The sequence below is a fragment of the Gordonia sp. NPDC003425 genome (assembly GCF_053588635.1).
Genome location: NZ_JBSFQI010000009.1, coordinates 167,748 through 178,660 on the forward strand (window position 1 = coordinate 167,748; position 10,913 = coordinate 178,660).

General features: G+C 65.9%; 8 protein-coding genes. 4 read left to right on the top strand and 4 right to left on the bottom strand.

The genetic code is table 11. The features are described 5' to 3' along the window. Positions 1-13: 13 nt before the first annotated feature. Both ACWDTD_RS13215 and ACWDTD_RS13220 read right to left on the bottom strand, forming a co-directional pair. The gene (locus tag ACWDTD_RS13215; protein WP_449747547.1) at positions 14-1,219 is read right to left on the bottom strand and encodes a L,D-transpeptidase; all 1,206 of its coding nucleotides are present in this window, start codon (positions 1,217-1,219) and stop codon (positions 14-16) included. A 382-nt stretch (positions 1,220-1,601) separates the two neighbouring features. After that, on the bottom strand, positions 1,602-2,891 hold the full coding sequence (locus ACWDTD_RS13220; protein WP_449747548.1) for a hypothetical protein: 1,290 nt from the start codon (positions 2,889-2,891) through the stop codon (positions 1,602-1,604). 323 nt (positions 2,892-3,214) lie between these two features. Here ACWDTD_RS13220 and ACWDTD_RS13225 point away from each other — a divergent pair, with 323 nt between their 5' ends. The 4 genes from ACWDTD_RS13225 (at position 3,215) to ACWDTD_RS13240 (ending at position 8,862) form a co-directional block, all read left to right on the top strand. Continuing rightward, entirely contained in the window at positions 3,215-3,451 is a 237-nt protein-coding gene (locus tag ACWDTD_RS13225; protein WP_449747549.1) for a helix-turn-helix transcriptional regulator, read from the top strand. 34 nt (positions 3,452-3,485) lie between these two features. Beyond that, positions 3,486-6,563 carry a hypothetical protein gene (locus ACWDTD_RS13230; RefSeq protein ID WP_449747550.1) on the top strand — a complete coding sequence of 1,026 codons (3,078 nt, stop codon included), beginning with the start codon at positions 3,486-3,488 and terminating at the stop codon, positions 6,561-6,563. 94 nt (positions 6,564-6,657) lie between these two features. Further along, positions 6,658-6,957, top strand: a complete 300-nt coding sequence (locus ACWDTD_RS13235) for a hypothetical protein (RefSeq protein ID WP_449747551.1) — start codon at positions 6,658-6,660, stop codon at positions 6,955-6,957. A 396-nt stretch (positions 6,958-7,353) separates the two neighbouring features. Next, positions 7,354-8,862 (top strand): plasmid recombination protein, encoded by a 1,509-nt coding sequence (locus ACWDTD_RS13240; RefSeq protein ID WP_449747552.1) that lies wholly within the window; start codon positions 7,354-7,356, stop codon positions 8,860-8,862. Positions 8,863-8,901: 39 nt separating this feature from the next. Here ACWDTD_RS13240 and ACWDTD_RS13245 read toward each other — a convergent pair whose 3' ends face one another. Beyond that, positions 8,902-10,215: an ISL3 family transposase gene (locus ACWDTD_RS13245; protein ID WP_449747553.1), complete on the bottom strand. Its 1,314-nt coding sequence runs from the start codon at positions 10,213-10,215 to the stop codon at positions 8,902-8,904. 216 nt (positions 10,216-10,431) lie between these two features. Further along, positions 10,432-10,913, bottom strand: a 482-nt coding sequence (locus ACWDTD_RS13250; RefSeq protein ID WP_449747554.1) for a transposase, incomplete at its 5' end; no start/stop codon positions are given.

The following is a 10,913-nucleotide window of genomic DNA, read 5'->3' on the forward strand; positions in this document are numbered from 1 at the left end:
CGCCTCGGCGGTGTCAGGCGTTGCCCTTCGACCACACCGCCCAGGGGACGTTCCAGTCACCGAGCCCGTCGGTCCCCGAGAGAGTGCCCCCGACGGTGTTCTTGACCACCACCGGATCACCACGCAGCGTGGTCTGCATGACCCACAGCGCGTTCTCCGGACTCAGATTCAGGCACCCGTGGCTGGTGTTGGTGTTGCCTTGTGCCCACACCGACCATGGCGCGGAGTGGAAGAAGATGCCGCTGTAGGACATTCGTGTCGCGTAGTCGACCGGAGTGCGGTAGCCGTCGGCCGAACCGACCGGCACGCCATAGGTGGACGAGTCCATGATGATGTTGTCGTGCTTGTCGGAGACGAGATACACGCCGTTATCGGTTGGTGTCGCGTCCTTACCCATCGAGGTGGGCATGGTGCGGATCACCGTGCCGTCGCGCTCGAAAGTGACCTGCTTGGTGCGGTCGTCAGCGGTGATGATCATCGACCGACCGACGGTGAAGTTCGACTTGACGTTCTCCTGGCCGAAGAGCCCGTTCCCGAGATCGATTCCGTAGGTGTTGACGGCCACCGACACCTTGGTGCCCGGCTTCCAGTACTCCTTGGGGCGCCAGCGGACCTCGGTATCGCTGATCCAGTAGAAGGCGCCCTCGGTGGGCGGGTTGGCCGTGACGCTGATGGCCTGCTGCGCCGCCGTGCGGTTGGGGATCGGCTCGTCGAACTTGACCGCCACCGGCTGCCCGACGCCGACGGTCTCACCGTTGCTCGGGGTCAGGTAGGCCTGGGCGAGATTGTTCGGCGACCGGGTGGTGAACGACACCCGCTTGGTGCTGGCGCCGCCGATTCCCTTCGCGTCGGCCTGCAGCGTGTAGGTGCGGCCATATCCGAGGGGCTCGGTGCTCGTCCAGGTGGTGCCGTCGTCGTTGAGCGCACCGGCGACGGTGGTGCCATCGGCCTTTCCGATGCGGACTCCGGTCAGCGATCCCTCGGTGGACCGCACGGTGATCGGCGCACCCGGCTGAATGCCCACCGCCTGATCGGGCAGCGGCCGGTTGGCCCACTCGGTGATCTCCATGCCCGGCATCAGCAGATCGCCGAAAAGGCTCGAACTCTGCACGTTCTCGGAGTAGGTCGGCTTCGCCGAGCACGACGACAGCAGCGCGACGAGCGCCAACATGCCGACGGCAAGCATCGCTCCGATACGCCGGCCACCACCGATCCGCATATGTCTCCCACCTCTGCACCCGACTGATTCTGTCGATCCGACAGCACACGGCCACAGGGATCTCTCCCGGGCTCCGCGTGGATGTCCCAAGTGTACGAGATCTTCTAAATGCCCGAGTCGTCCGGTGGATCGACTCCGGCGGTATCGACCGGTGAGAACGAAAAACCCCCGCCACCTGCCTGTGCAGGTGGCGGGGGTCGTGTTGTGCGCCATCAGGGACTCGAACCCCGAACCCGCTGAATTTGATCCGCTTTCTTGATGGGCCCCTGGTTGAACCATCATTTACGCAGGTAAAGCCGTCCTTTTGGCTGCACAGCCTGTCCCGCGGCGTCCCGCTGGATACCCGCTTTGTCCCGGCATTAGAGAGTAGATAAGAGAGTATCTACTCTCCAATGCCTTCCTCGCTCTCGACGTCGTCAGTAACGGTGTGTGCACCGTCGGTCTCGTCGCGGCGTGCGCGGCGCTCTCGCGCCGCGGTCACCATCGGCGACAGGTCCATCTGTTCGGCGATGTAGTGGGCCTCGTTGACTGATTCGCTGTGTCCGAACCAGTCGGCGCGCACGTGCGGTGGTAGCCAGTAGTAGATGCTGTTGAGCGTCGTCCGCCACCCGTGGCTGCGCACGTCGTGCTCTAGCTCGGTTATCCCCAACGTTTCGGCCATCTCGGTGTAGAAGCGTTCGATCGCCCGCGTGCAGTTGCGGCGATCCCACAGGCCGGTGGGATCGGCGGGCGACCCGAACAGGTAGGCGCCCTGGGGCGTCGCGTCCCGTCGCTCGCGGATCCTCTTGGCGGCGCGTTCGTCGAGAACGGTGAACGTCTTCGGCCGTCTGTTGCGGGCCTCGCCGCCTTTGAGCTTGTGCCGGGGGACGAAGACGTTCAGTCCGCCGTCCCGGTTGTCGATGACCTCGTGGGGCTCGATCTGTCGGGCGCTGCCCAACCTGATCCCTGTCGTCATCTGCAGCAGTGTCAGGTCGATGACGGCTTGCCGCTTGTCCGTCGATGTGTCGCGGCTGCGTGGCTTGCGGGGTTCGGTCGACGGGTCGATCCCGAGGAGGTGGGTCAGCAGGAGGTCGTAGTCGGCTTCGCTGAGCGCGACGTCGTTGGCGGGCTTGGCGGTGGTCTTGACCTCGCCGTACTCGATGTCGGCCCCGACCAAGGGTGATTGCGCGATGATCCGGCTCCTGACCATCCGCCCGTAGACCCAGCGGCTCAACACGTTTCGGGCGGTGCGCCCGGATTCGGCGCCGTGCTTGGCCGCGATGCCCTCGATGATCCTGACGGCGGTGTCGGGGTTGCTGGCTTCGTTGATCGTGATTGCGCCGGCCTGGGCGCTGATGTTCGCCAGGGCGCGGTAGTACACCGGCTTCGAGGACTCGGCCAGTCGGGTCGATTTCTCGATCGCCGGGCGCGAGACGCCGTCGATGTAGGCGCTCAGCTTGCTCGCCTTGGTCCATGGCCCCGTTGCGGCCAGGCCTGCTCGCAGCTCTGCCGCCTTGGCGAGGGCCTTTGCGCGGGCCTCGCCTTTGGTCTTGCCCTGGTGGCGGTGAGGCACCGACTTGCTGCCGTCGTAAGGCCACCACCGCCAGCGAATCATCCACACGTCGCCGTGCTTCTTGGGCTCGACCTCGGCGATCGAGTCGTCTCCGGGCTTGTGCTGCACCGTCTTTGCCATGATTAGAGAGTAGCTCCGGACTCGGACACGAACTGGGGTTCTAGTTGCCAGGGATCGGCCGGGACAGGTAGGGTTTGTTTCAGGCGGACTAAAGACCCGCTGGTGAGAGGTTCTCGCGGCCTCACTGAATAGCTCCAGGGCGTCCATCCCGTAGCTGCGTACCGGTGACGGTGCAACGCGGAGCTGGTAACTGGTCGACGGTGGGGCAGCCTAGCTGCGGAAGTCCCCGCCTGGATGAACACGCGGTGCACATGACGCACCGAAAGCGCGGGGTGTGACTCCTGGGAGTACGGCACAACTGTGCCCTGCTGCCAGGAGTCTTTGTGTCTTCAGTGACGCTCCCGAAGGACCGGTACCTTCTGAAAACCGCCGAGTTCGCCAAAGCGATCGGCTCCTCCCCCAAAACCGTCCGCAACTGGCGTCTTGCCGGTCTCGGGCCCCGCCCCACGCGCCTGTCGGCCAGCGACGTGCGGTACACGCCCGAGGACATCGAGGCGTGGGTCCGCGCTGTCAAGAAGGCTGGCTCGGTCCAGGCCGTCCCGTTCGGCCGTGCCAAGTGATCCTCGCTGCCGGTTATGAGGCGGTCGATGTCTGATGACCGCAAGCGAAAACCCCGGAGCCAATGACTCCGGGGCCTCCGAGATTGCTACGTCTCGCTCAGATCAGACGGTCCCCGCGGCGGGTACCGCTACTGACGTCGTTCTTGACCGCCCGGACGTCGACATTCTGGATGTCGACAGCTGGTCGGTCCGGGAGCTTCAGGACGCCGACGCGGGCGGTTCGGGAGCCCCGTTTCTGGTCCTGTCCAAGCGGGTGCCGCGAGTGGGTGAATCGGCCCCGGATTTGGAGCAGATTTCAAATCTGCTCCAAAAACGTGCCGCAAAACCGCAGGTCAGCGATAGGGGTCATAAGCGCCCATGGGAGAGCAACAGTGACCCCGACCCCGCCGGGGCCTCAGAGGTTGCTTCCGGGGGCCACGCGGGCGCCTCGCTGGCATTCGGCGACCTGCCGACGATTCGAGCCGCCGGAACCGGCATGGCGGCGATTCCGGTGTCGTTCGACACCGAGTTCGTCCAGACTGCCGACGGGCGCAGGGTGCTCGTCAGCTACCAGTTCGCGACGCCGGACCCGGTCGACCCGTCGGCGATGGTGCTGGTGGTGTTCCTGCCGCTGTCGCGGGTGCGCCTGCGGCTGACGACGGCGCTGCGGGAGGTCTGGCGCGAGGCTGGGCTGTGGCGGCACCGGCTGGCCGGTTCCGTGGGCGCCGACGGTCTGGACGTGCGCGGGTTCGCCAGGCCCGGGGACGAGGATCTCGACGGGCGGGCACGGTCCCGCGCTCGCCGGAATCGCTTGTACCGCACGCATTCGGTGCCGCTGAACCTTCGCTGCCACTTCGGCAAGGCCGACATGACGGTGTTCCGCCGGGTGCAGCCGGACCCGCTCAAGTCACTCACCAGTGCGGCCGGTGGTCTGGTCACCCTGCAACCGTTCCGGGTGTGCGCCTCCGACGAGTCTCGCCGGTACCTGTATCCGTTCAGCGTCAGCGTCTCGGACACGATGTGCCACGCGCCGGCCGGGTCGAAGACGCTCGACGCTCTGGGCGCTGCGTGCGGCCAGCCCAAGGTCGTCCTGCCCGACGGTGTCATCGAGCGCATGGACCTGCTCCGCCGCGACGACTTGATCCTGTTCCTGCGCTACAGCGCCAACGATCCGGTGGTGGTGCATGAGTACCTCGAACGTCTCTACGGAGTCGATGTGCGGCCGCCGGTCACCCTGTCGGGCGGAGCGGCTAACGCCTTCAAGGCCTCCGTGCAGCGCTACTGGAACATTGGGAGCGATGAGGTGTTCTCGCTCAGATTCGGCGGGTTGGTCAAGCGTGATCCCGAGGTCAGGGCGGGCGAGGACGACCGTTCGTACTACGAGAAGCGCGGCAAGATCCCTGTCGACGGTGCTGCCCGGGCGGTGATCGATGCCTGCGCCAACGGTTATCACGGTGGCCTGAACATGTGCCCGATGCCTGGCTACCGAGAAGCCGAGACGTTCGACTTCGACCTTCAGGGCGCGTATCCGACCGCGATGTCGCTGGTGCGCGACGTCGACTGGGCTCACGCGGACGGTGTGATCGCCGAGGTGATCACCAACCGCGAGTTGACGCTCGACGATGTGCCGGGCCCGATGACTCCCTTCGTGGGGTGGGTCGAGTTCGAGTTCGGGCGAGATGTGGTCTACCCCTGCCTGCCGATCTTCACCGACGGTTCGCCGTTGTACGTGCGCACGTCGGTGGGCCGGCCGGGCGCGCAGGTGATGGGTCCAGAGGTCTACCTCGCGCTCAAGTTGGGTGCTCGGGTGCATTGCCAGATCGGCTACCAGTTGCGGTCGCTCTCGATGCCTGACGGCTCGCCGTCGCACGCGCTGCGGGCTGGGGTGGTGCAGATGGTCAAGGACCGGGCCATGGCCAAGGCTGCGTTTGGCAAGAAGTCGCTGGAGGAGCTGGCGATCAAGACGATGGCCAACTCTACCTATGGCAAGACCGCGCAGGACGTCGCGCAGCAGAACGCTTGGGACGCCTATGAGCAGAAGATGGATGCGGTCGGCGGCTCGGCCATCACCTCGCCGTACCACGCGGCGATGACCACGTCCTTCGTCCGGGCGGAGCTGCTGGCGGCCGCGAACCAGCTTCACGAGTTGGGCTTGCAGTTCTTCTCGGTGACGACGGACGGTTTCATCAGCGACGCCGACCTCGACACCGTCGTGGGTCTGGACCTGTACGGGCTGGCCGCGATGGCCGCTGACGCTCGCGCCCGGATCGCGGACGGGGACCGCTCGCTCTGGGAGGTCAAGCATCGACAGCCGTCGTTCCTGAATGTGACCACCCGAGGCAACGTCGCTCTCAACGACGATGGGGTACTCGCCAAGAACAGTTTCAAGACCCCGGTGGAAGTTCTCAAGGCCGCCGCTGAGCGCCAACACTTCTTCGACCTCGTGATTTCACGGACCCGGCGTGTCCCCAACCCCGTGAAGGTGTTCCCGAGCTTCCGGGAGCTGTCCTACGACGACGGCCGTCGGGTGGACTTCATCGCGTCGGTCAACGACCGGGAACTGTCGATGGACTACGACTGCAAGCGTCAGCCGGACTTCGCGACCATGCGGGCTGCGTACCCGCTCGATTCGAGTGGCACTGCCCACGAGGTCGCGACGTTCGACACCACGGCGTGGGAGACCATCGACGACTGCCTGCGGGGCCGCGAGGTGGCCAAGCACCGCGCCGACGCGGGTGGGTGCCTGCGCACCGTCGCGGACTGGCGGGATTGGGAACTGCGCCGTGCCCACGGCGCGGGAAGGCGGATCACTGATCCTCATCGCTCGGTGCTGCTGTCGATCCTGATCGGGCACCGGCAGGGCGTGCTCGGCTTCGACGTTCCCGGTCTGGGCGCTGCGGCTGGGACCGTCAAGGCGCGGCTGAGATGGCTCTCGGGCTGGGGGCTGGGCGTGGTCAGAGAGTCCGACTGGAAGAACGCCCGGCGGCCGGACCGGCTCGGGCAGATGCTCGCGCCGTCGGCGTGCGAGCCGTTCCTGTCGGTGATCCGCGGCGCGGCTCCTGGGAGCGTGCCGTGGGATCTGACTGATGAGTCCGAGGGCGGGGGTGATGAGGGCGCTGAACGCGCCTGCTGAACCACACGAGCGTCTTGAAACCGCAGTCCCGCAACACAGCACGGCCGGCACAGCGACTCGGTCCGGCAGACAGCAACGAACAGGAGCACGAACCATGCCGAACTACGACGACTTCGACAAGGCTATCGCCGCGGCCCGCAGCGCCAAGCGCAAGGCGATGGCAGCCGACAACCAGAAGGCGGGACGCAATCTCGCCGCCCTTGCTCAGCGGTGCCCGGAGCTGACCGCTATGGACCTCGTGGAGGTGCTTGGGTGCGGTGATGAGCCGGTCTCGCGTCTGGTCGAGGCGCTGCTGGCCAAGGGCGTTGTCGATGAGGTGGTCCGGGGCCTTGCCGCGGCCGCCGTCCCGGTCCCTGTCGGCGGCCCGGCCGTCGACTTCGGTCAGCACGGCTGACTGCCTCCCCTGACGACCGTCCCCGGAGCGCCGAACAGGCTAGCTCCGGGGGCGTCGTCGTCTCTGGCAGGGCCTGCCTGGACACGAGCGAGCGAGTGTTCTGGCCGGCATTGCTCCCAGGCGTAGCCTGGGCCTTGCCCTCCGCAGGAGACCACGTTCAGGAGCGAGCGAAGCGAGCGGATGAACATAGTGGGTTATGCTTAACGGGTTATGCTTAACGGGTTATGCTTAACGGGTAAGCCTGGTGGGCGGGACGGTGGTGTGGGCGGCGAAGCAGGGCCCCGCGCCACCGTTCAGGGCCCCGCCGGGATTGGCCGTTAAGCAACCGACCGAAGGGCGGTTCCCATGTCGCGGTGGAGCACGTCCTACCGGTGGGAGTCCCGGGCGAGGGTCGACGTGGACAAGGCCCGCGGTAAGGGTCGTGATAAGCGCCCGGCGAGCGGTCCGATGTTGGCGCACGCGCTGCGTTCTATAGAACGGCGCGCCGGGATCGAGCATGTGCACAGCAATGAGCGGATCGACGATGCCCGGACCGACGACAACGTAGTGTGGCTGCCCGACGGTGCCGGTGGGCTGCGGCTCGCCGGGCCAGGGGACTCCATTGCCGCTGTCGAGGACTGGATCGACGAGCGCGTCGGGCTGGCCGTGCACACCAAGACGATGAAGGACGGCACGGTCAAGCCGGTCGCGGTCCGCAAGGACGCGACGGTGTGCCTGGAGGTCATCCTCCAGCTCGATCCCGAGTACACCGGCAAGGTCGTCGACATGACCGCCGAGCAGAAGGCCGACGCCCGGGAGAAGCTGCACGCGATGGTCAGAGAGGTTCAGCGGGTTACCGGTGCTGACAACACCGTCGCCGTTGCCGAGCACTGGGACGAGGACCACCCGCACATCCACATGTTCTTGGTGCCGTTGTCGGAGGACTTCAAACTCGTCGGCGCGAGGATCATGGGCGGGTCCAAGCAGGCCTATGCCGCCCGCCACGACGAGATGCGCACGGTGCTGCTCGCCGAGGGCTACGACGCCACGTTCGAGCGGGTCGACGCCGGGCGCGGGCACGAGCCGGTGCCGGTCTTCAAGGCCCGACGCGACCGCGAGAAGGCCGAGCGTGAATTGGCCGATCGCAACGCCGCCGAGAAGGCGCGGTTGCACTCTGATCGTCAGGAGCTGGAAGCTGCCCGCGAGGAGCTGGCAGAAGCCGTCCGCGAGAACGCTGAGCACGAGGACCGCGTGAACCGTAAGGGCGCTGTTGTGGACCAGCGCGAGAAGGAGGTGTCGGCGGAATGGGGTCAGATCAACGCCAAGAGCGCCGAACTCGACCGTGACCGCGTGCAGCTGGGCGTCGCCCAGGAGGCCGCGGCGCAGGCGCTCGCTGAGGCCAAAAAGGCCCGAGAGGACGCTCAGGCATCGCTAGCGCGTCAGCAGGCCGCTGAAGCGGCCTTGCGAGCCAGGCTTGCCGAGGAAGAGGAGCAGGCCCGCCGCGATGCCGACGACCGGGTGGCCGAATACGAACGGCGGCAGATGGCCGCTGTCGACGAGCGCGTCGATGTCGAAGTCGTCCGGGCCGTCGCACCGCTACGCGCCGAGGCCGAAGCCGCTAAGAAGGCCGGGTTCGAGGAAGGCCGCGAACTGGCCCGCGCCGCGCTAAAGCGAAAGGTGGATGAACTCCAGACTCGGTACGAAGAGAAGTACAACGACCTCGCCGAGTGGCAGAAGAACATCATCGCGTTGTTCAAATCGACGCCGCGGGACAAGTGGAGTCCGGGCATGCAGTTGGGATGGAAGAAGTTCCGTACCGCCGAAGAGGCGCGGACGCATCCGACGGCTGTCGAGGCGCTCATCCAGGAGACCCCTGCGCACTCAGGGACGCCGACGCGCCCCAGTCGCGACGGACCTGACTATTGACGGTCCAATAGTGGCTCTTCGAGGTTAGCCGGGCACTGCTCAGCAGTGGAATTGCTGGATGTTGGCCCGCTGGGCGCGGGTGCAGTGGAATCGTATCCGGCGGCGTGAGTTTTCGGTGTTTCGGAACCCGCAGGCAACGCGTTTGACCTGCTTGACCAGGCGGTTGTAACCCTCGGTCCGCGCGTTGGTCAGCCCGGTATGCAGGAACGCCAGGATCGCTGGCCACCAGGTCTCGATAGTGGTCGCCAACCGGGTGACCTCGGGGATCTGGGTGTCGGCACACCAGCTGTAGAACCGGTAGAGACGGGCGCGGATCTCGGCATCATCGACGCCGTCACGAGCGGCGGCAAGCAGTGTGCGGAGCTCTTCTTTGGCGATGTAGGCGGCCAAGATCTGGCCGGTTGGATCGTTGTCGATCAAGGCGTTCCACATCTTCGCAAATGATTTGTCCGACAGACGTTCCCGCGATGTCAGCAGCCGTCTACGGTTGGCCCATTCCGGGTCCTGTTTGCGTCCGCGGCGGCCGTGGGCATCGAAGGTGACCCGGCGACGCACCGCGGTGACCATGTCGTTGGCCAACTTGACCAGATGGAAGTGATCGACCACCACCTGCGCGTTCGGCAACAGCGTTTCGGTGACTGCGGCGGCGTAGGCGGCCGACGGGTCGATGACCACATGCGTCACCGCGTGGCGGAACTGCGAGGTCTGCTCGCAGAGCCAGTCGGTGACCGCTGCACTGGTGCGGCCCTCGACCTGGCCGAGTAGGCCCTGAGCGCCGCCGAGATCGACGAACCCGGTGTCCCAAGGGTCGGTGCGTAGCCAGGAGCGGCCGGCGGCATCACGCGTCCAGCGGGGCTTGCCGCGGCGGGTCTCGTCAATACCGAGCACCAGCACCGGTTTCGGGTCGGTCAAGACCTCCTCGGCGTGGGCAGCGAACGCGGCGTGCGCGGTCGGCCACGACACGCCCGCCCCGGCGGCCACCTCGGCTACCGAGCGGGCTGCCTCACCGATGCTGCGCCCGATCTGGGTCCGCAGCCTGGTGGTGGTGCGTCGTCGTGGCGGTACCTGCGGGATCGATTCGGTGAACGAGCGACGCTCACAGTCCGAGTTGCGGCAGTAGTAGCGTGTCTTGTTCCACCGCAACTGAATTGGCGTATCTCCGTAGCGGATGTCGCGTGGCCTGGTTGTCGCGTGGCCCTTCACCGAACTCGAAGCAATCCGACAGTCCGGACACCTCGCCGCAGCCCGATCGGCCGTCACGACATCAACGATCCGAGATCCATCGGCGCGCCGAGAAACCCCGACGACCTCCATTCCTTCCAACCCCAACAACAACGACGTAGCATCGGCCATGCCCCTGGTACTCCTTCACCGAAATCCTGAATGCTTCGCAACATCCAGATTTCCGGAGACCAGGGGCGTCTTACCTCAACGACACACCGGCACGCTGACCAGGCATTGCCCCCTCAAGCTCGAAGAGCCCCAATAGTTTGCGCGTCGCCCTCCGGATCGATCCCCGCCGGACGGCTTTAGGGAGTATCAGATTAACGGTGTAAGTGGCGTTTTCGGTTAGTTGTCCTCGCTGGCCGGCATGCGGTCGGCGAAGGTGATGGCGAATGCGTTGAGTGCTGGTTTCCACCGCATTGTCCATCGTTTCTGTCCGGTGCCGGTTGGGTCGAGCGACCGGGTCACCAGGTACAGGCACTTTAACGCCGATTGCTCGTTCGGGAAATGCCCACGAGCCCGCACTGCGCGCCGGTAGCGGGCGTTGAGTGACTCGATCGCATTCGTCGAGCAGATCACCTTTCGGACCTCGATGTCGTAGTCGAGGAACGGTATGAATTCTTGCCATGCGTTGCGCCACAACCGGATAGCTGCCGGGTACCGGTGCCCCCACTCGGCGTCGAACGTATCCAGCGCCTCGGCCGCGGCTGCAGCGGTGGGGGCGGTGTAGATCGGTTTGATCGCCTTGGCGATAGCATCGCGGTGCTGGCGGCCGGCATAGCGGAATGTGCCCCGGATCAGATGGATGACACACGTCTGCACCACCG

What these genes read in the sequence shown, in the direction of transcription:
- ACWDTD_RS13215 (WP_449747547.1), bottom strand. Translation starts at nt 1,219, where the DNA reads ATGCGGATCGGTGGTGGCCGGCGTATCGGAGCGATGCTTGCCGTCGGC.
- ACWDTD_RS13230 (WP_449747550.1), top strand. Translation starts at nt 3,486, where the DNA reads ATGACCGCAAGCGAAAACCCCGGAGCCAATGACTCCGGGGCCTCCGAG.
- ACWDTD_RS13235 (WP_449747551.1), top strand. Translation starts at nt 6,658, where the DNA reads ATGCCGAACTACGACGACTTCGACAAGGCTATCGCCGCGGCCCGCAGC.
- ACWDTD_RS13220 (WP_449747548.1), bottom strand. Translation starts at nt 2,891, where the DNA reads ATGGCAAAGACGGTGCAGCACAAGCCCGGAGACGACTCGATCGCCGAG.
- ACWDTD_RS13245 (WP_449747553.1), bottom strand. Translation starts at nt 10,215, where the DNA reads ATGGCCGATGCTACGTCGTTGTTGTTGGGGTTGGAAGGAATGGAGGTC.